General features: G+C 42.8%; 20 protein-coding genes and 1 riboswitch. Of the genes, 19 read left to right on the top strand and 1 reads right to left on the bottom strand.

The window, feature by feature from the left end:
* Window positions 1-269: 269 nt before the first annotated feature.
* The 3 genes from DC094_RS21850 (at window position 270) to DC094_RS04455 (ending at window position 3,073) form a co-directional block, all read left to right on the top strand.
* Window positions 270-506 (top strand): hypothetical protein, encoded by a 237-nt coding sequence (locus DC094_RS21850; protein ID WP_133245462.1) that lies wholly within the window; start codon window positions 270-272, stop codon window positions 504-506.
* Between the two features lie 254 nt (window positions 507-760).
* Window positions 761-2,092 (top strand): DsbA family protein, encoded by a 1,332-nt coding sequence (locus tag DC094_RS04460; protein ID WP_116685860.1) that lies wholly within the window; start codon window positions 761-763, stop codon window positions 2,090-2,092.
* Between the two features lie 144 nt (window positions 2,093-2,236).
* Window positions 2,237-3,073 (top strand): putative RNA methyltransferase, encoded by an 837-nt coding sequence (locus DC094_RS04455; protein ID WP_116685859.1) that lies wholly within the window; start codon window positions 2,237-2,239, stop codon window positions 3,071-3,073.
* Between the two features lie 297 nt (window positions 3,074-3,370).
* Here the strand turns inward: DC094_RS04455 and DC094_RS04450 are convergent, their stop codons facing one another.
* Window positions 3,371-4,744, bottom strand: coding sequence for a methyl-accepting chemotaxis protein (locus DC094_RS04450; protein WP_116685858.1), 1,374 nt, complete (start codon window positions 4,742-4,744; stop codon window positions 3,371-3,373).
* Between the two features lie 148 nt (window positions 4,745-4,892).
* A riboswitch (cobalamin riboswitch) is annotated at window positions 4,893-5,082 on the top strand.
* A 100-nt stretch (window positions 5,083-5,182) separates the two neighbouring features.
* On the opposite strand from DC094_RS04450, the gene DC094_RS04445 reads away from it, so the two are divergent.
* From DC094_RS04445 to DC094_RS04370, 16 genes are all read left to right on the top strand, one after another.
* Window positions 5,183-5,959 carry a DUF4198 domain-containing protein gene (locus tag DC094_RS04445; protein WP_116685857.1) on the top strand — a complete coding sequence of 259 codons (777 nt, stop codon included), beginning with the start codon at window positions 5,183-5,185 and terminating at the stop codon, window positions 5,957-5,959.
* 11 nt (window positions 5,960-5,970) lie between these two features.
* A complete protein-coding gene (cbiM, locus tag DC094_RS04440; protein WP_116685856.1) occupies window positions 5,971-6,648 on the top strand; it encodes a cobalt transporter CbiM in 678 nt (225 codons plus the stop codon).
* Window positions 6,641-7,255 carry a NikL family nickel/cobalt ECF transporter subunit gene (locus DC094_RS04435; protein WP_116685855.1) on the top strand — a complete coding sequence of 205 codons (615 nt, stop codon included), beginning with the start codon at window positions 6,641-6,643 and terminating at the stop codon, window positions 7,253-7,255. The genes cbiM and DC094_RS04435 overlap by 8 nt, the downstream gene beginning before the upstream one ends.
* Window positions 7,252-8,082: a cobalt ECF transporter T component CbiQ gene (cbiQ, locus tag DC094_RS04430; protein WP_116685854.1), complete on the top strand. Its 831-nt coding sequence runs from the start codon at window positions 7,252-7,254 to the stop codon at window positions 8,080-8,082. Before DC094_RS04435 ends, cbiQ begins: the two co-directional genes overlap by 4 nt.
* Window positions 8,079-8,795: an energy-coupling factor ABC transporter ATP-binding protein gene (locus tag DC094_RS04425; RefSeq protein ID WP_158527210.1), complete on the top strand. Its 717-nt coding sequence runs from the start codon at window positions 8,079-8,081 to the stop codon at window positions 8,793-8,795. The genes cbiQ and DC094_RS04425 overlap by 4 nt, the downstream gene beginning before the upstream one ends.
* A 3-nt stretch (window positions 8,796-8,798) precedes the next feature.
* Window positions 8,799-10,001, top strand: a complete 1,203-nt coding sequence (locus DC094_RS04420; protein ID WP_116685852.1) for a cobalt-precorrin-5B (C(1))-methyltransferase — start codon at window positions 8,799-8,801, stop codon at window positions 9,999-10,001.
* Between the two features lie 31 nt (window positions 10,002-10,032).
* The gene (locus tag DC094_RS04415) at window positions 10,033-10,683 is read left to right on the top strand and encodes a precorrin-8X methylmutase (RefSeq protein ID WP_116685851.1); all 651 of its coding nucleotides are present in this window, start codon (window positions 10,033-10,035) and stop codon (window positions 10,681-10,683) included.
* A gap of 2 nt (window positions 10,684-10,685) precedes the next feature.
* Window positions 10,686-11,927, top strand: a complete 1,242-nt coding sequence (gene cbiE, locus DC094_RS04410) for a precorrin-6y C5,15-methyltransferase (decarboxylating) subunit CbiE (protein ID WP_116685850.1) — start codon at window positions 10,686-10,688, stop codon at window positions 11,925-11,927.
* Window positions 11,920-12,750, top strand: a complete 831-nt coding sequence (cobI, locus tag DC094_RS04405; protein WP_116685849.1) for a precorrin-2 C(20)-methyltransferase — start codon at window positions 11,920-11,922, stop codon at window positions 12,748-12,750. Before cbiE ends, cobI begins: the two co-directional genes overlap by 8 nt.
* Window positions 12,747-14,432: a cobalamin biosynthesis protein gene (locus DC094_RS04400; RefSeq protein ID WP_116685848.1), complete on the top strand. Its 1,686-nt coding sequence runs from the start codon at window positions 12,747-12,749 to the stop codon at window positions 14,430-14,432. The genes cobI and DC094_RS04400 overlap by 4 nt, the downstream gene beginning before the upstream one ends.
* A gap of 90 nt (window positions 14,433-14,522) precedes the next feature.
* A complete protein-coding gene (locus tag DC094_RS04395) occupies window positions 14,523-15,434 on the top strand; it encodes a sirohydrochlorin cobaltochelatase (RefSeq protein ID WP_116685847.1) in 912 nt (303 codons plus the stop codon).
* Window positions 15,435-15,454: 20 nt separating this feature from the next.
* The gene (cobJ, locus tag DC094_RS04390; RefSeq protein WP_116685846.1) at window positions 15,455-16,279 is read left to right on the top strand and encodes a precorrin-3B C(17)-methyltransferase; all 825 of its coding nucleotides are present in this window, start codon (window positions 15,455-15,457) and stop codon (window positions 16,277-16,279) included.
* A 32-nt stretch (window positions 16,280-16,311) separates the two neighbouring features.
* Window positions 16,312-17,082: a precorrin-4 C(11)-methyltransferase gene (gene cobM / locus DC094_RS04385; protein WP_116686205.1), complete on the top strand. Its 771-nt coding sequence runs from the start codon at window positions 16,312-16,314 to the stop codon at window positions 17,080-17,082.
* Window positions 17,083-17,145: 63 nt separating this feature from the next.
* On the top strand, window positions 17,146-17,598 hold the full coding sequence (locus DC094_RS04380) for a DUF3010 family protein (RefSeq protein WP_116685845.1): 453 nt from the start codon (window positions 17,146-17,148) through the stop codon (window positions 17,596-17,598).
* A 105-nt stretch (window positions 17,599-17,703) separates the two neighbouring features.
* Window positions 17,704-19,128, top strand: a complete 1,425-nt coding sequence (locus tag DC094_RS04375) for a cobyrinic acid a,c-diamide synthase CobB (RefSeq protein ID WP_116685844.1) — start codon at window positions 17,704-17,706, stop codon at window positions 19,126-19,128.
* Between the two features lie 566 nt (window positions 19,129-19,694).
* Window positions 19,695-20,837 (top strand): hypothetical protein, encoded by a 1,143-nt coding sequence (locus tag DC094_RS04370; RefSeq protein WP_116685843.1) that lies wholly within the window; start codon window positions 19,695-19,697, stop codon window positions 20,835-20,837.
* Window positions 20,838-20,963 lie beyond the last annotated feature (126 nt).

Here is a 20,963-nt window from a genome sequence, read left to right as displayed (position 1 = left end):
CTACTTGCCAGACGGTTAGCAGCAAGCGAAGATAATCAGCACCTTCAGTTAGATACAGAAGAATAAAAAATTACTTCATGGACAATTCATCAGACGGATCTTCAAAACAGCTGCAGCCAATATCGGCTATCAAGCGCAAGTTAGCGCTTCTATCGCTACCCCTATTTTTTACGATGTTTTTGAGCCCACCTGCCCTGGCTGATACTAAAGTTTTTTCTAATCAACGAATCTGTGATGCAAAACTGCTGTTATGTATTCGAGCTTCATTGGTGTATGACAATGAAAGCCAGCGTTTGCAATTGCAGGGTAGAGTAATGCGAGCGCAACGAGCAGGCACCTTGATTATTAAGGTTAATGGTACTGATAAATTTGGTAAGAGTCATAAAATAAAACTAAAAAGTCGACTTAAAGGAAAATATTCAGAGTTGATTAAACTTGAGTCAAAAAAGATCAAGTCAGAAGATATAAAAATAGCTTGGGAATATAAGCCGATTATTTATAAGTAATTGGTTTAATGTGTTTGTTTGATATGTTGGTGTGGCCGGTAATTTGAAGCGAAAATCCCCGGGTGCGACGACAGGCTTACCCAGGCTACGAAAACCGGTTGATTTTTAAACTGTGTAGAAAGAAATACACTGAAGGTCGTCATGAGCGAAGTGAATAGCGCCTTGTCAACAAAACGTCACGCTTCACCGAGGCTCAGGGATGGCCTACGAGAAGGCACTCAACAATGTAGCTATCCATAAAAAATAGAATTAATATGAAAAAAATATCCAAAGCCAAATTCCAAAGCTGGTTTAGCCCTTTAGCAACTCAGCCAACATTACTTAATTGGCAAAGGAAGCTATTTCAATTAACTCATTTGTCTCAAAAACCACATGTGTTAAAAGTTTGGCTGCAGCTGGATGATCCTTTCAGTTATTTATTGCTACAACAGTTGCCCAGTTTGCAGCAGCAATATCAGGTCGAACTGGAAATATTGATTATTGAAAAGCCAGTCGAAGCAGTTCAAGTAGAACCGGTTGCTTATCGAAGCTGGTCTTTCAGTGATGCAAAAGCCTTAGCTGATTTTTATCAGCTACAGCCTGCCATTCCACGAACAGTTACTATTGAATGGCAGCAGGCGCTGCTCAATAGTCAGTCAGATATTAAAAAGCTACTACAGCTATTTACGGCTTTTCATAGTGAACAATCGATTAATGTCTATCATGATCAGCAATCAATGCATTCGCAGTTAATGCCGACTCAAATACAAGAAAATCTTGATAATAACCTGCAAGCTCTGCAAAAGTCCGGCCATTACCTCGCAGCAATGATTCAATATGATGGCGAGTTTTACTGGGGTATCGACCGGTTAAATCATTTGCAGCAACGATTAAATCAATTGCAGTTAGCAAAAAATAACCCAATCGACGATTTCTCAAAAAGAATAGAGTTTGAATGGCAGTGGTTTAATCAGTTAATGGTTGCTAAAAAACAGCCGTCAGAAATCACTTTGTATCTATCCCTGCGCAGCCCTTATTCTTGGTTGCTGTTTTATCGACTAAAAACATTGGCCGATCAGCAGCTCATTAAACTGAATTTAAAGCCATTGCTGCCAATGGTAATGCGTGGCTTACCCGTGCCATCTGCCAAGAAATTTTATATTTTAAAAGATGCTGCCAGAGAAGCTTGGTTGCAGAATATTCCATTTGGCCCGGTTTGTGATCCGCTAGGAAAAGGGGTTGAAAACGGCTACGCAATCTGGTTTGAAACCTTGCAACAAACTCCAGAGTTAGCAGATGAAGTTTTGTATCGATTAATGAAAGCAGCCTGGGCGCAAGGAAAAGACTTAGCCGATATCGATCAGCTAGATAAATTAATTGAACAATCAGGGTTATCTGGTCAATTGAACCTTAGTTGTTTGCAGCGCCAAGATTGGCTGCCACTGCTCACCGAGCACCGCCAAACGATTAGTGAAGCTGGCTTTTGGGGCGTGCCGGTCATTGAGCATAATGGTGCAATGGCTTGGGGGCAGGATCGGTTGTGGCAGGTGGTTGAGGTTGCTACCGGCAAAGCAAATGAAATTGAGAAAATATCTGCGCCGGCGTAAAAACGCCTCCTCGAATCAGGCTGAACCTCCCATTAGCGCAGATAATACTTGGTTTATTGCTGATGGTTTATGATACTGCGCCTTCTATATCTGGCGGTCTATTCAGCCAGTTGCTATCTGCTCAGTTTCTAACCGGAACCTACCATGCTCGCTTGCCCAGTTTGCCAACAAGCCTTAACGCTCGATCAAAAAACCTACCGTTGCCCGGCTAACCATTGCTTTGATATGGCGAAGCAGGGTTATACCAACCTGTTGTTGGCACAGCATAAAAAGAGCAAAGATCCGGGCGACAATAAAGATATGGTGTTGGCGCGTCAGTCATATTTACACGGCGGTCATTATCAACCGATTCTTGATGGTGTGATCAGTATGTTGCCATCACAGCCCATTGAACAATTGATGGACTGTGGCTGTGGCGAAGGTTGGTACACTCGAGGTTTGGCGCAAGCGATTGCCAACCAACAGCCAACAGCCCCACAAGTTTATGCGTTGGATATTTCCCGCCCAGCAATTCAGGCAGCAGCCAAGCCAAAGCAAGCCAATTTGCATTGGCTGGTTGCCAGTATTACCCGCCCGCCAATTCAACCGAATAGTCTTGATTTAATCACAGTTATTTTTTGTCGTGACGATTTTGTCGCTTGGCGCCCTTTGCTAAAAGAAGGTGGAGTGATTATTTCAGTCAATCCCGGTCAAGATCATTTACAAGAATTACGACAAATGATTTATCGTGAGCCAAAAGCTCATGATGAAAATGCCCAGTTAAACAGAATTAATGGTGAGTTATGGCAAATAGAAACTCACCGGGTAAAACAAGTCATTACCCTGGACCAGCAAGCGTTACAGAATTTGCTGCTAATGACGCCCTATTACTGGAGCGCCAGTGAAGAAGTAAAACAGGCTTTGGCTGAAAAAATGTCGATGGATTTAACTATTGATGTGTTGGTGAGGCGTTTTAAGTTGGCAAGTTCAATAAACGCATAATTAAATTAATAACGAACCAATCGTAGGTTTGATGAGTGTTAGCGAAACCAGATATCGGGTAATTAATTTAAAGATGTCTGATTGTGTCTTTGGCTCATCAAACCTACACATAACATAAAGTTCGGTGCATCTAAGGCAGGTCGTTTGTTATATTTTAACAGCCCTAGTCGGATGAAAAATAATATATAAATTCTGGCGTTGCTGATATTTTTTCAGTTGTTTAACAGCATGTGGTGACATAAAAATGCTCAAACATTATAATACTGTTTGAGCATTTTAATTAAAGCGTATTAACTGTTAAATCTTCAATCCAGTCAGTAACGACTGCATTCGATCAGAGGTTTGCTGTAACTCATCGCAGCCTGCAACCGCGCCGGTTGCAGAGGTTTCAACATCTAGTGATTGGTCGCGGATCTTTAAAATGCTGGCTGAAATATCGCTAGCGACTGATGACTGTTGGTCAGCAGAGGTTGCGATTAAAGCGCTCATTTCCAGTATTTTTCCGCTATGCAGTGCAATTTTTTGTAGATCGTCACCGGTTTGAGAAACATTTTGTTTACCAAATTCTGCTCTTTCTACGGTGCTGCTAATTACTTGTGTTAGATTATGGCTGCCAGTTTGCAACGCCTCGATCATCGACTTGATTTCAACCGTTGCTTGCTGGGTGCGACCTGCCAAGGTTCGTACTTCATCAGCAACTACCGCAAAACCTCGCCCTTGTTCTCCTGCACGGGCTGCTTCAATCGCAGCATTCAGTGCCAACAAATTGGTTTGCTCAGAAATACCATTAATAGTAGTTACTACTTCATCAATTCGGCTGGCATTTTCATTTAAATCAGTCACGGCATTTGAAGCATCACTAATTTCAGTCGATAGCTGATTAATCGCATCAACTGTCTGCAAAATATCGTTTGAGCCAGTAGCGACTTGCTGATTACTTAAATGGGTTTCATTCGATGAAAGTTCGGCATTTCTAGCCACCTCAGAAACTGCTTCAGTCATTTGGCTCATGGCGACGGCTAACGAATCCAGGTGCTGGCGTTGGTTTTCCGCCATATCTTTACCCTGGTTGGCATTGCCTCTGAAGGTTTCCACTATCTGATTTATATGGCTGCTAGCTTGAGTGATTTGAGAAACCAACTTATGTTGACGCTCAACTAGAGCGTCGATGCTGACTGCTAGAATACTAAATTCATCAGGCACTTCGAAAAACTTTAATCGGCCGGTTAAATCACCATTGGCAGCATTTTTTAGTGCATTGACTGTAGTGAACAGCGCGCCACCGACAAAGGTTGAAATGTAATAATTACCTATCGCAATTAAGCTAATCATAAAAGTTAAGGCTAATAGGATTTTTTGATAAAAACCGGCTTGCTCTTCTGTTACTACAGACGAAAGTTTGGGTTGCTGCTGTAATGCTTGAGTAAGTTGAGATTGCTGCGATGGTTGCAAATTACCCGGCGCGCTATCAATCAATTGTTGCACTTGCTGCTGGTACTGCTGATCCATTCTTTGTTGGTAAGCAACAAAACCATTCTCATAGTGGCTGACCAACCAATAGGTTTGACCGACCAAAGCCAGAATTGCCATGGCTCCTAAGATCATGAATTTGCTTTTAACACGTAACTGAATCAAGTATTTATCGATCCAGCGAAATTTTACTTCTTTCATATCATGCTAACTGGTTTAGACGGTGTTCTAATCTATCGGCAGCAAAAGTTGTTTTCTTTACCTGTTTCGTTCATTTGATAATAATTTCGCTATTTGCTTGCGATCAGGCTGATATCTGTCAAACCGTTAGGTGCGTATAACGTTTATGTTTGTAGGTGTATTGAGTTGTGCCGCTATTCGCACACGCTGTGGCTAAAAGGGAATCAGGTTAAACGCCTGGGCTGTACCCGCAACTGTAATTGACGAGTATTTACTAGCGCCACTGGTTGGAAAGCCGGGAAGGCAGTAGTTGCGTTTGAGTCATGAGCCAGGAGACCTGCAATTCAATCATGCCTGGAATACTGAGCGGGACTACTCGGTGGCACACACTTAAAAAATGCCGTTATCGGCAATAAATCACGTATTCCAGGGTAAGTAAATACTAACTTTGGAGTTGTAATGTCAGCACGTAATTTTTTGGCTCAACTGACACTAGCAGGCGCAGTTTTCGCATTGGGTACCTCAGCAGCCAGTGCACACTTTTTGACCCTATTCCCACAAAAACAAGTGGTTGATCAGGGGGATTCCCGCCAGCTTCAAATGCCGGTTTATTTCACTCATCCCGCCACCATGGGCCCAAGCATGGATATGCAAAAGCCAGCTAAGTTGGCGGTACGGTTAGGGCAAAAAACATCGGATTTGACGGAACAATTAATCAGCAAACAATTTTCTGGTAAACAGGGCTGGCAGTTGGATTATTCGATCCGCCGTCCGGGCATTTATACCTTCTTTGCTGAACAACAACCTTATTTCGATCCAACCGAGCAAGCGGTGCTGATCCAATATCCAAAAACGATAATCAGCAGCTTTGCTGGTGAAGGTGATTGGCAAACCAAAGTAGCCTCACCGGTTGAAATTATGCCGCTGACTCGTCCATTTGCCCTGTGGACTGGCAGCAGTTTCACCGGCCAGGTTTTAGTTAATGGCCAACCAGCAGCAGGCGTTACCGTGGAAATGGAGCATTACAATGCTGCTCATGATGCTTTGCCTTCCGATGCATGGGCTAACCAAGAAGTAATCACTAACAGCCAAGGTGAATTTACCGTGACTTTAACCAAGTCTGGCTGGTGGGGCATTGCCGCTTTATTTGAAACTGAAAACGGTTTTGAATTGAACGGCAAAAAATATCTGCTGGAGCAGGCTGGCGTATTGTGGCTTCAGGCGCAGGATCACTAGAGGGTTGTGCTATGCATATTGCTGAAGGTGTTCTGTCAATTCCAGTGTTGGGCGTTGGTATCGTTGCCACGGTTGCTGCCACTGCGATTGGTTTAAAAAAAATTGAAGACCGACAAATTCCTCAAGCTGGTGTTTTATCTGCTTGTTTTTTTGTAGCGTCATTAATTCATTTACCATTAGGTTTTACCAGCGTCCATTTAATATTTAACGGTTTAATCGGTTTGCTATTAGGTTGGGCTGCATTTCCAGTCATATTAATTGCTTTGATTTTACAAGCATTGTTTTTTGGCTTTGGCGGCATAGTGGTTTTGGGTATTAACTGCTTGAACATTGCGCTACCAGCGGTACTTGTCGGTTATTTAATTCGGCATTTAGCATATGCTCTACCCGACTGGGGTAAAGGTTTTACCGCTGGTTTTTTGGCTGTTTTTCTAACTTCATTAATGGTTTCTCTAACCTTGGCGTTCTCGAGCGAAGGTTTTGTCGCCAGTGCTAAATTAGTCGTATTGGGGCATTTGCCGGTTGCCTTGATTGAAGGTGTTGTTTCCGGGTTTGCATTAGCGCTAATGGGAAAGGTTCGCCCTGGGCTGTTACAGCCAATATCTATTGCACGTGCTAGGCCATTACCGCAAGAATTCTGCTCAGAATTAGCACCGGCTCAAGCAGCGAAAGGAACCGCCAATGTGTAATTCATTGAAAAAAATTGTCGGTGTTTTGCTACTGCTAATCGTTGCTGGCAACGCATTGGCACATCGAATGAAAGTATTCGCTTGGTCTGAAAGTGACCAGATTCAAGGGCAGGCTTATTATGCCGGTGCCGGTGCGGCGAAAAATTCTGAAATTGAACTCTATTTAAATCAACAGCCATTTGCGAAAACTCAAGCCAATGCTGCAGGGGATTTTGTATTTAAAAAATTGCAGGCAGGTGAATACCAAGTAAGAGCCAATGCAGGTCAAGGTCATATTTCAACGATTGATGTGCAAATTGGCCCGATTGCCAGCGATACCAGTATAGAAAATCCATCATCAATCGATATTAACAGAACAGCTGATAGCAGCCGTTCTGTGGTTGTTCATTCTGGAGTGACGGCACAGCAAGTACAAAAAATCATTACCAAAGCGGTATTGCCATTGAGAAAACAGTTGGACCAATATGAAGCCAAAACCCGGCTTCACGATATTTTAGGTGGTATTGGTTATTTGTTTGGATTTTTTGGTTTGTGGATGGCACTGCGTGCAGGAAAAAAACCAACCGGAAAATGCTGTAGTAATAAACACCAGGCATCTGACCAGTGATCGATGCACTCTATCGAGGCCAAGATGGAAGCGCGGCAGTAAAAACTTTGCTGCAAATCCGCTTGGCCGTGGTGCTAATGTTGTTAGTTGCCATTGCCGTGGTACTGACCAAAAATTGGTTTTCTTTGGCATCGCTTGCCAGCATTTCGCTCAGTTTATGTTTGGCTGCACACGTGCCTTTATTGCGCGGCTTAAAACAACTATTACTGTTTGATGGTATTGTAATTTTAACTGTGGCTTTACTTCCTTTTACCGTTTCCGGTCCGCCATGGGTAGAAGTGCTTGGTTTCTCAATTTCTAAAAATGGCTTGTTACTGGCAGCAATGATTATTGCTAAAGCCAATATTGTAATGCTGGCGGTAATGGCGTTAAGCCGAGGCTGTAATGCATTGCAACTGGCGCATGCCTTGTCTGAATTAAAAATGCCTTCAAAATTAGTCATTTTGATGCAGTTTTGTATTCGATATATTCAAGTCATGCAGCAAGAATTTTTCCGTCTTAGACAAGCCATGAAGTGTCGCGGTTTTCAGCCAAAATCTAATTTACATACTTGGAAAAGCTACGGTTATTTATTTGGCGTAATGATTATTCGAGCCATGGAAAGAGCAGATAGGATTTGGTTGGCAATGAAAAGCCGGGGTTATAACGGGAAATTTTTATCGCCAGAAGTGCAAACCATTAAAACTAAAGACCGATTGATATTTAGTGCGGTGATTATTTCGATAGTCAGTGCGCTGTTGCTTGGGACGGTTATACAGTTTTTTATACAGCCGATGCCACCGTCAATAATACAAACAATTAGTCAATGGGTCCAGGGCATCATATGAGTATTACCGATAATCAGCCGCTAATAGAGCTAACCCAAATAGTATTTGACCATCCTTCCAATACTGCAACTAACTCAACTGAACCAATGATTAATCAATTAGATTTCTCATTGCTAGCGGGCGAAAAAGTAGCTATTAACGGTAATAACGGCTGCGGAAAAAGTAGCTTGTTATCGTTAATTACCGGTTTAACTGAATTGCAGCAAGGATGTGTGCGGCTATTTGGTAACTTGTGCTTTGAAGAAAAAGATTTTGCTCAGTATCGAACCCGTATCGGCCTAGTATTTCAAAATGCTGACGATCAGCTTTTTTGCCCTACCGTGCTGGAAGATATTTGCTTTGGCCCGTTAAATCAGGGCTTAACTGCGCAGCAAGCGAGAGACAAAGCGCGGCAAATAATGCAGCGTTTGAAAATTGAACATTTGCAAAATCAGGTGCCGTGGCAGTTGTCGGGTGGACAAAAACGAATTGTTGCACTGGCTACTGTACTGGCGATGGATCCTCAAGTTTTAATTCTTGATGAACCTTCCAATGATTTAGATATGTCTGCCCAGCAGCGATTGATTGAAATTATTCAGTCTTTAGACTTGCCATTAATTCTGGTCAGCCACGATGCCCAGTTGCGCGAAAAATTGGTTAATAAACAATACTGGATGGAAAATGGCCAGCTGACATTGCAGCGGAAAAATAACCGCCATGATGATCAAGTTTGAATCATGACAGAGCAAACTAGTCTACCTTCCGACATTAGTCCTGACGCTAGTCCGAATGTTAAACAAGGCACGGTTATTAAAAAATCATCGGCCAAAATTAAACGGTCTAAAAATTCAGCTGAATTGCGTAGTGGTTTTACTACCGGCGCATGTGCCGCGGCGGCCAGCCGGGCAGCAGCTCATTATTTATTAACCGGCAATCAGATTGAGCAGATTACGATTACCTTGCCGATTGGTGAGCAAGCCACTTTTAAATTAGTCCGTTTGCAGCAAGCTGAAAATGGCGTGCTGGCTGGTATTATTAAAGATGCCGGCGACGATCCTGATTGTACCCATGGCGCAGAAATTCAGTCATTAGTTACCTATTCGCAGCAAGCAGGTATTCGTATTGATGGCGGTGAAGGGGTTGCTAAAGTGACCTTGCCGGGTCTGGAATTACCGGTCGGTATGGCGGCAATTAACCCAGTGCCTAGAAAAAATATTTTGCAGATGGTCGAAAAAGAATGGCATTTAAGACCAGCAACCATTGATAAAAAATACTTAGGTTTATCGGTAGAAATTCGCGTGCCAAATGGCGTTGAACTGGCTAAACAAACTATTGCTGAGCGACTGGGCTTAATTGGTGGTATTTCGATTTTGGGTACTCGGGGAACTGTTAAACCCTATTCAACATCGGCTTTTGCTTCATCGGTGCGACAAGCCATTCAGGTTGCTACCACCAATCAAACTCGGCATTTGGTGTTAACCACCGGTAGCCGAACAGAAAAAGCCGCTAAAACAATATTCCCCGAATTATCAGGCATGTCATTCATACAGGCAGGTGATTTTGTCGGGGTCGGACTGCGTTCGGCAAGGCGTTATCAGGCCGAGCAAGTCTCAATAGTGGTGATGGTTGGCAAGCTTTGTAAAATGGTTGCAGGCCATTTGATGACTCATGTTTCTGGTGAAAAAATTGATTTTAACTTACTGTCAAAATTAGCCAATGAAATTGGCTCCCAGCACTCATTTTCACAGAAAATAGCCGCGGCAAATACTGGCAGGCATTTACTACAAATATATTTTCAGCAGCCGCTGGATGGCTATCTTGATCTGTTATGCAAACAGGCTAAGCAGCATGCATCTGCTTATATTGACCAGCAATTACCGATTGAATTTTATCTGGTTGATTTTGAAGGTCAACTTATTGCGAGCAGTGATTGTTCTTAAAATTTATACCGCCAATAAAAGGAATTACCCAATGGATAAAATGCAGCAAATGACCCGAGATGGTCGAAAAATTGAGAATAATTCCTTTGCCATTATCGATCATGAGATCGATAGCTTACATGGCGGCCATACATTTGATCCACAGCAGTGGAATGTGGTGCGCCGAGCGATTCATACCAGTGGTGACTTTGAATTCGCCAAGCTGTATCAGTTCAGCGAGAATGCGACTCAAGCAGGTATTGGAGCACTTAAAAATGGCGCGCCGATTATTTCTGATGTGACGATGATTACCAGTGGTTTAAGTCAGCAGCGGTTATCGGTTTATCGTAACCGTGCCCATTGTTTTATTAGCGATCCACAAGTAATTGCTAAAGCCAAACAAACCGGTGAAACCCGTGCGATTTGGTCGATGCGCCATGCGCGCGATCTTGGCTTATTAGATGGGGCGATTGTAGCGATTGGAAATGCACCCACCGCGCTATATGAAATCTTGCGGATGGCTGAAGCAGGTGAAGCAAAACCCGCGTTGGTAATTGGAATTCCAGTCGGTTTTGTTAAAGCCGATACCGCTAAAGAAGCTTTAGCTCATTCATCGCTGGAATTTATAACCAGCCATGGTCGCAAGGGTGGTAGCCCGCTCGTGGTTTCCAGTATTCATGCGTTATTAACAGAAGCAGTCTGATTATGGCGCTTATTACGTTAATTGGTGTACCTGAAGATGGCTGTAACAGCTTGAGCAGTAAAGCGGTCAATGCCGCTTGCAGTGCTCGAGTATTGGCAGGTCATTCACGGCTAATGCAATGGTTTCCCCAGTTTAATGGCAAAAAACTGTTAATGGATGATGGTTATAAAGTCTGGCTAGATCAATTAATTGATGAAGCAGAAGAAGGCGACATAGCCGTTTTAGCATCGGGCGACCCTTTATTTTTTGGCATTGGCGATAAGCTGGACCAATTATTCCCCGGTCAGTTAAAAGTCATTCCATCACCCAGTTCAATGCAGTTGGCCTGCAGCCGGTTGGTGCTACCTTGGCAAAATTGCCGTGCTATTTCATTACATGGCAGGCCATTGAAAGTATTAGTTAGCAGAATGCAGCAAAACGATCTGTTTGCGATTTTAACTGATACTAAAAATACCCCACAAATTATTGCTAGGCACTTATTACAATTTAATCAGGCCGATTGGCAGCTTACTGTTTGCCAAAACCTTGGTGGACAATCTGAGCAAGTTGACTCTTTTTCTGTTGGTCAATTAGCGAGTGTTGAAAGTGATTTTTCTGGATTAAATATTGTAATTGCTAAAAGAAATTCATCAAAACAAAAGAAATGGTCCGGTCAAGGGCAATATGCCCAGGACGATCAATTTGCCAAGCGCATGCCAAAAAAAGGTCTGATCACTAATCGCTCAGTGCGTCATTTGGCTTTGACAGAAATGCAGATTCAGCCAGAACATTGTATCTGGGATGTCGGCGCAGGCTCTGGTTCTGTCGGCATAGAAGCGGCTAAGCAAGCTTGGCAAGGCGAAGTGTTTTCTATAGAAGCTAACTCGCAATGTTATGAGGGCATTGAGGCGAATCGTTTGGCCCACGCCACCGATAATCTTCAACTAATTAAAGGCATGGCTCCGGATGCATTAATAAATTTACCTCGACCTAACGCGGTATTTATTGGTGGTAGTCGAGGTGCCATGAACAGAATTTTAGATGTCTGTTGGCAGCGACTGCTAGATGACGGTGTGATTATTGCGACGGCGGTAACGCTCGATTCAGTCAGTGAATTGTTTCAATGGGCTAAAAAACAAAATATTCAGCCGCAAGTGCAGTTAATTAATGTTTCCTATTCAGCACCTTTAGCGCATTACATACGATATCAAGCGGAAAACCCAATCCACCTGTTCAGCTTTAGCAAGGAAGTAGACAATGTCTGATATTAAATCTAGTTTCGGAACGCTTTATGCCATCGGTGTTGGCACCGGTGATAGTGAATTATTAACTCTGAAAGCGGCTCGATTATTATCTGAAGTCGATAGCATTGCGATCCCAGAGAAAACTGCTGGTGAGGCAGATTCTTTTGCTTGGGAAATCGTCACCGGTGCTTTAAATCCACAAGATATGCCCGGTGAGAAGCTGTTCTTACATTTTCCAATGACTCGTGATGCTTCCGTTACTGTGCCTGCTTGGCAGTCTGCAGCAAGAAAAATTGCTGAGCGAATCACCCAAGGTAAAAATGTTGCATTTATTACCGAGGGCGATCCGTCAGTGTTTTCTACTTGGGCTTATATTCAAGAAGAGCTGCAAGATATTTTACCTGAATTAAAACCTGTGATTGTACCAGGTATTACTTCGATTACCGCGATTCCTGCGCAAACCGCTATTCCGTTAGCTGATGGCCAAGAACGCTTCTGTGTCGTGCCTGCGACTTGGGGCTTAGATTGTTTGCCGCGATTAATCGAAGAATTCGATACTATTATGTTGATCAAGGCAGGTCGGATTATTCCCCAGTTAATCGAGCTGTTAGAAAGCCTGAATATGCTGGATTGTGCTAGTTATGTTTGTAATGCCACTACCGACAAACAACAGGTCTATCACGATTTACGCGATGTACCGAAAGGCCATAGATATTTCTCAATGGTGCAGTTATCAATTAGATCCCGCCGCGGTGTGTTGCGCCATGGAAAAATCTGCCCATCGAACCAGTCGGTAGATGCTTCGTTAGTGCTCGAAAAAACACGCTGTGAAGAGGCCGCATGATGCAGAGCCAGTTGCTGCAAAAGACAGCGATCTATTGCATCACTAAAAATGCCATTGTTCAGGCGATTAAACTGCAGCAATCTTTAGCAGGTGTTTCACTATTCGTCAGTTTAAAGGCAGCTAATGCTTTATTGGATGACCCACAATGTGAAGTGACATTGCCGGAAAATTGTCAGGTATTTGATTTACCGGTGAAGTCGCAATTGACTGAAAATTTTTATCAGTATCATCAGCATATTTGTATTTTTTCTGCCGGGATTATTAATCGAAGTATTGCGCCGTTAGTTGCAGATAGCCGATCCGATAAGAAAACCGATCCAGCTGTCATTTGCCTCGATGAACAAGCGCGTTTTGTTATTCCCTTATTAAGCGGTCATCGCGGTGGTGCCAATGCCATGGCGCTGCGAGTAAGCGAAATATTGCAAGCAACCCCGGTGTTAACTACGGCTTCAGATAGCTCTGAAACGTTATCGATAGATATGCTAGGTGCACCGTTTGGTTGGCAATTAGACCCGGCTTTTGAATCTGCAATTACTCCAGTTTCTGCTGCGGTGGTTAACCAGCAACCAGTGGTAGTGGTACAAGCTGCTGGTGAAACAGAGTGGTGGAAATTTAAAAAGAAAATGCCATTGCATATTGGTTGTTATAACCAACTATCGAAACTGCAGCAAAGTGAGCTTGCGGGTTTAGTGGTGATTAGCGACCAGCAGCATATCGAAGATTTATGCTATCCAGAAAAAACCGTGGTTTGGCGGCCAAAGTCGTTAGTGCTGGGGATTGGTTGCGATAAAAACACGCCGATTTCAACATTAGAAGCAGGGATAGAAAAATTTTTAGCTGAAAATAATCTGGCTAAAAGCTCGATTTCTAGTTTGGCTAGTATTCAATTAAAAGCTAAAGAGCCGGGTATTTTACAGCTGGCGCAACAAAACCAGTGGCGGTTTGATTGTTTTGAGCCTGCTGAATTGGCTGATATTGAAGGTATCGAAAACCCTTCAGAATATGTCAAAAAAATTACCGGCGTTGCATCGGTCGCTGAAGCCGCAGCATTAAAAAAAGCCGATCATAATCAACTGTTAGTCGGTAAAACTAAGTTTTTACAAGACGGTTTTAATATGACATTAGCCTGTGTTCGTATTCCGTTTACCACGCCGCTGTTAAAACATGGTTTTAAAAACTGGCTTAAGCCAGATGGTAGTTGGCCAGCAAGTAAAAAACACACATCTAATACAACAGCAAATACAAACGCTGACACAGTGGGTACAAAATGTGCAGCTAAACATTCAGCTAGGCATGTCGATCTGAATCGCCCCATGCTTTATCACCGTCATCACTTGTTATTATGTGATGGCAAGCGCTGTCAGCAAGAAGGCAGTGAACAATTAGCGCACCAGTTGCGATCATTGCTAAAGCAAATGGGTCTGAATAAAGGCAAGCAGCGAATTAAAATCAGCCGTAGCCAGTGTGCCGGAAGTTGCCGCAATAAAATTGCTATGGTGATTTACGAACGTTTAACGACAGATGAAACACCAGTGAATAATGGCTTATGGCTTAAAAGCATTGACTTGTTTACCGAAGATCAATGGCGCGAATTATTCCAGGCATTGGCAGATCATCAGCCAGTAAAAACGCTGATTGCCGAGCAACACCATATTGATATTCAGTCTCCAGAATTAATGTAGGTTTGATAAGCCAGAGGCGAAATCAGACATTTGGTCATTACCGAATGTCTGATTTCGCCTCTGGCTTATCAAATCTACAGGGAAGTTTTTATGAAACGTTTGCGTCACTACAAAAAAGGTACTGCCATCGTATTGAGTTGCTTTGGCTCAGTGATAGAAATGGCGCGTTTTATTGCGCTTAAAAATGAAATTAGTCTTCGTTATCCGAACTGCCATATTGAATTGGCCGTTAGTTCACGGATGGTGATTAAGAAACTGGCGCAGCAGCAAACTTTCCATACCTTGCCACAAGTGCTGGCTAATTTAGATGCAGAAGGGCACCAGAGAATTCTAGTGGTTTCTTGCTACTTATTCCCAACCGATGAACATTTACAGCTTAATAAAATGGTTGATGGTTTTAATCAATTCTCTTTAGCTAACATTCAAGCGACGCCAGCCATTTTGCAAAAAACCGGTTCAGCCAGCAATATTTTATCGGCATTAGACCAGCGCTTTACCGCACAACCATTGAATTTATATATTCAACATGGCTCGCCATCATTAGATAACCCCGGTTATCAGTCGCAAAATTATTGCGATAATCTACTGCGGCAGTTGAATCCGGGTAATTTCTGTTGTTCTTTAGAAGGTGCTTACCCCTTTGAATTGCTCGCAGATAGTTTAATTCAGCAAATGAACAGTTTTTGTAAACATAGAAAACTGCCGGAAGCTGAGAGTAAGCCAACACTGCGGTTGATTCCTATGTTATTAGTTTCTGGTAATCATTTTGAAAAAGATTTGGTATCAATTAAAGCTAGATTGGATGATCATTTTGATGTGGTGATTGCTGAGCCGGTTGAAAGCAAGCAAACAGTTAATAAACAGGTCGTCAATAAACAAATCGTCAATAAAAAGTTCTGCATGTTAGATTTACCTGAATTACACGCAGTAATAGAAAAGCAAATAGATGAAGGTTTAATTCGGATTAAAGCCGAGTCATCTGAGCTGGCAGTTAAGGAATAGGCAGTTAAGGAATAAATATTATGACTCAAGTGTTAAAAGGAAAGCTTTCATTGGTTGGGCTTGGCCCGGGCTCTAGTCAGTTGATTACTCCCGCCGCAATAGAAACTATTATTAAAGCCAATGTGATTGCCGGATATAAAACGTATATTCAGCTAATTGAACACTTGTTGGAAAGTGAGCAAGAAGTGATTCAAAGTGGCATGACCCGCGAATGGGATAGAGCTGCTGCTGCATTGGAGCGGGCAAAAGCTGGTGATTATGTTGCACTAGTTTGTTCTGGTGATGCGGGCATGTACGCCATGGCACCCTTGGTATTTGAATTGCTCAGTGAGCAAAAGCTTGATACATCCCAGCAGCCTGAAATTGAAATTATTCCCGGAATTACTGCGGCAAATGCTTGTGCCTCATTAGTGGGTGCGCCTTTAGGGCATGACAGCTGTACTATTTCACTGTCTGATTTATTAACGCCATGGCAAGTGATTGAAAAAAGAATTGCCGCTGCGGCCAGCGCAGATTTTGCGATTACTTTTTATAATCCGCGCTCGAAAAAACGTACCCAGCAAATTGTTCAGGCACAGAATATTTTATTACAACACCGAGCTGCCGATACGCCAGTAGCCATCGTTAATGCAGCCTATCGAGATGAGCAATTAATTCAAATTAGTCGGTTGGACCAATTCACCGATTTAGAATTTGGCATGAATGCTGCGGTGATTGTTGGTAATAGCAGTAGCTATATGCTGGATAACTGGATTGTTACCCCACGCGGTTATGGCAAAAAATATCAGCTTGATGATGGTGCGGTTCGTGATGGGCAAAAACGTGGTGCGGCATTAGCGGGTTAGTTTTTTCGAATTTGAATGGTAGCGATTTAATTATGACAGTTTATTTTATTGGTGCAGGCCCGGGTGACCCGGATTTGATTACGGTTAAGGGCGCGAAATTGGTTGAGCGTTGTCCGGTAGTCATGTACGCCGGAAGCTTGGTGCCGAAAGCGGTTATTGAGCGGGCGCGTGATGATGCCAAAATCTATAATTCAGCCGATATGGATTTAGACCAAATTACCGAGGTTTATCAAACTGCATTTGCTAATAATCAAGATGTGGCGCGAGTACAAACCGGTGATTTATCGATTTACTCATCGCTGGCAGAACAGTCGCGCCGTCTGGATCAACTGGGCATTGATTGGCAGGTTATTCCAGGTGTTTCTTCTTTTCAGGCATCGGCTGCGGCATTAGGCCAAGAGCTGACTTTGCCGGAAAAATGCCAGACGATTATTCTCTCTCGTGCTTCTGGCAGAACACCGGTTCCAGATAAAGAAAACCTTAAATCATTGGCCAGCCATGAAGCGACTTTGTGCTTGTTTCTTAGTGCCAGCTTGATTCGTAAGGTGGTGCGTGAATTGCTAGATGTTTATCCAGAAAACTGGCCGGTAGCGGTGGTCGAGAAGGCGTCGCATCCAGAGCAGCGAATTTTGCGTGGCACATTGGCGACTATCGGTGATCAAATGGAGCAGGCAGGTATCAAAGCAACTGCGATGATCATTGTCTCTAAAGTGCTGGATATGCAGGATTTTAACGACTCAAAGCTGTATGATCCGACCTTCAGCCATGCTTGTCGCAAGGCTCGGGTTACTGAAGGTGAGTAACTCACTGAAAAGGCGTGTATTCTGCGCCAATGTTAATCAGCACTCCCAACTGGATCGTAAAAAATGAAAGCATGTAGCGTAGACCTGAAAGGCAGTGATGCCGTGTTATGCATGATGACCTTAACTGATGAAGGACTGTTTGAAGTGCATGACTGTCGCCAGTCAAAAATCACTTTGAAATCGCCTGATGACTCCGAAAGCATGAATGCATTTCAGTTTGCTTTTGCCAAGTTAATGCAAGATTACAGCATTGAACATGTGGTGATTCGTGAGCGACCAAAAGGTGGCAAATTTGCTGGTGGTGCGGTTGGCTTTAAAATGGAAGCAGCGATTCAATTAATTGCTGATTTAAATGTTGATGTTATGCCAACCAGCTTAATGAAAGAGCAATTGAAAAAAACACCGATGTTTGTTGATTTAAAAGATGTTGGTTTAAAGAAATTCCACGAAGTGGCATTTCAAACCGGCTTTGCGTGGTTGCATCATCAGGCATATTTAAAGCATTGCGGTCAATAATTCGTATGATGTAGGTTTGATAAGCCGAAGGCGCAATCAGACACTGAGCTGTTTTGTGTCTGATTACGCTGGCGCTCATCAAACCTACCAAGGTTGAAACCATCCATGCCTGACAATATTAATATCCCTCCGTTTGCTGCAAATTCATGTCCCGCCTTAGTCGTTGCTGCGCCATCTTCTGGTAGCGGTAAAACTACCGTAGTTGCCGCATTAGCACGTTACTTCCGAAATCAAGGTAAAAAAGTTCGGGTATTTAAAACCGGGCCAGATTTTATCGACCCATGTTTTTTAGAGTTCGCTTCTGGTGCGCCAGTTTATCAACTCGATTTATGGATGGCCGGTGATCAGTCAGAGATTGCATTAGCCCATTGCCGGCAGTTATTAGCGCAAGCCGCAGTAGAATCAGACCTGATATTAATTGAAGGTGTGATGGGCATGTTTGACGGCCCTTGCTCAAGCGCCGATATCGCGGCAATTTTTAATATTCCGGTATTGGCAGTGATTGATGCCAAAGCCATGGCGCAAACGTTTGGTGCAATCGCCCATGGTTTGGCCAGTTACCGTGATGACATTAAAATGTTTGGCGTGGTGGCTAACCGGGTGGGCTCGGCTAATCATGCGCAAATGCTAGAAGAAGCCTTACCCAAGCATTTGGCATTTTGTGGTTGGCTGGCTAAAGACCAGAAAATTGAACTGCCAGAACGGCATTTAGGTTTGGTGCAAGCGCAAGAACTGACCGATTTAAATGATCGATTAAATCATGCCGCTGAATTAATTAGCCAAAGTTTTACTGAGCAAGGCCAGCAAATTCCACTACCAGCGGCAGTTGATTTTACCTTTCCTCAAGCATTACCAGCGCCAGAATTAGTCACAAACGTTCAATCTACGCCAGCGCTAACCGGCAAAGTCATTGCAATCGCCCGTGATAAATCATTTAGCTTTATTTATCAGGCGAATTTAGATTTTCTTCGCCAGCAGGGTGCAGAATTAGTTTTCTTTGCACCGATTGATGGCGATGCTTTACCTGAGTGTAATGCGCTCTATTTACCGGGTGGTTACCCGGAGCTGAATATTGAGCCATTGGCGGCTAATCAAGCATTAATCCAACAAATTAAGCAACATATCGATGCAGAAAAACCGGCGCTAGCAGAATGTGGTGGCATGATTTATTTAATGCAATCACTCACCACATTGGCAACAGATAATATCGCTGCCCGAACAGAAAATTTGTGTGGAATTCTCGATGGAAAAGTAGCGATGCAGCCCAAGCTAGCGGCGTTAGGTATGGTTAGTTTACCAGCGTTAATGAGCGATGATGGCCAAATACCTCGTGGCCATACTTTTCATTATTCAAAGACCGAAACCGACTTGCCGGTATGGCAACAGCCCGTCTCACTTCGTGGTAGAAAAACTGACCCGGTGTGGAAACAAAAAAAGCTGGTTGCCAGTTATGTGCATTGGTACTTCCCTAGCTGCCCGGAGTTTTTTGTGGGGTTGTTTGGGGGAATGCTTGTTGCTGATAGCGAGTAGGCTGATGCATTTCTGGCAGGATGATGAGCCCAGCGGCGTGCTCCGAACCCGTCATTCCGAGCATGGATGCCGGAATCCAGACGCTAGGGATGGCAACTCGGAAGTCATAAATTAAAACTAAAATCTTTTTAATTAAAATGTTTATTGCTTAAGTTGATGCTATTTAATTCATAAGCCCTGACTTGTAAATGTAAAACGGTAAATATAAAATGTAAGTATTGGTTTTCAGTGGGCTAGCGTTAATATATTTTTATACGAGTAGATTTAAATACGCTCTTTCATATCAGGCAGCAATAGATAAAACCAATTGTATCAATTGCGATTAGATGCATTGCACTCAAATGCTGTATGTATGAACAGTGTCTCTGGATCTTTGTAGATTCTTTGTGCGCGTTTTAACTCAGTAGTACCTTGGTAATGCGCGGTTTTGTAGCCGAGATTAGCTGGACAAAGAAAAACTAATTGAATTTCAATCTATTGTGGGTGGACTGGTCTACTGACTAACCGGCATATTGAGCATGCATACTATTAAGCGTTAGCTACCAAATCACCATCGGAGTGTATCCTTGAAAGAAGAAGACAAATCTAGCATTCTTTCATATTGGAATATGATCGAATTTGATAAAAATATGCAGCCCAATCAAATTTCGGAATTTCCACTATTTAGTGATGCTCATATAACAGGTAATGTAAATGACGACACCGGACCATATCAATTTTTAAACCTAACCTCTCATGTAAATGAGCCAGGTGTTATAAATGAATCGATCATGTTGCGTTTGGCATGGTTTATTGATGGTCAAGGAACATATGAAGTAAAAACAGATTATTCTAACTACCATGGTGGATGGGCTACCGATGAAATAGCAGCGTTAGCATCACTGCGTTTAGGTATAAGATTAAAAGCTGGAGAAAATGTGCGTCTCTTCGGTAGTTATAGCGATGATCCATTAGGTACCCCTAGAGCTTCCTGTAAGAAAAGACCTGAAATATTTTTCAAAGAAAGAAAGCCTATCCTTCCAGGAGTGGTAAAAACTGTAAATATCGAATCACTTAAAGACATACAAAATTTAAAAAATGTAACGTCTTCGCAATTTACTTCATTGGTACGAGCTGCAAGACAATATCAAGATGCAATCTGGATGGCAGAGAGTGAACCAGAATTAGCATGGTTAATGTTGGTATCAGCTATCGAAACAGCAGCAAATGAATGGTCAATGCAAGACTTATCTCCTACTGAAAAAATGAGGAAGTCAAAGCCAGAGCTTTCTAAACTTATCCTTTCGAAAGGTGGTGAAGGACTATTAGAAGCAATTGCAGAAGATATTGCTCCCACTTTGGGAGCAACGAATAAGTTTATTAAGTTCTGTCTCGAATTTTTGCCTGTTTCTCCAAAGGAACGACCTACTGAATTTGCACGAGTGAATTGGAGTAAAAAAGGGTTCAGATCGATCCTCAATAAAGTGTATAAATATCGTTCTATAGCTTTACATGCAGGTACACCGTTCCCAGCACCACTTTGCAGACCACCTGAGCAATACAGTGCAGCGGAAGGTTTAGCTGAAAAGGGCTGTTTATCTTTAGCGGTTCACACTCTTGGTGCTAGTTGGGCATCGGATGATTTACCAATATCGATGAATACATTCAGCTACTTTGTGAATGGCGTACTCAACAACTGGTGGAATGAGATAGTGAAAAACGAACAATAAGTGCCATATGAACAATAAGTGCCGGGCATAAATAAATTAATCACCCACTGTTTTGATTAATATGTTTGATTTTTCAACGGCGATCTTCTTATATATTCTGTTTGATTCAAATGAATAGCGAAGGTC

This window comes from Pelagibaculum spongiae, from assembly GCF_003097315.1.
Taxonomy (GTDB): Bacteria; Pseudomonadota; Gammaproteobacteria; order Enterobacterales; family Pelagibaculaceae; genus Pelagibaculum; species Pelagibaculum spongiae.
Note: the sequence above shows the minus strand (reverse complement) of the source record. Positions and strands in the feature narration are given on the sequence as shown.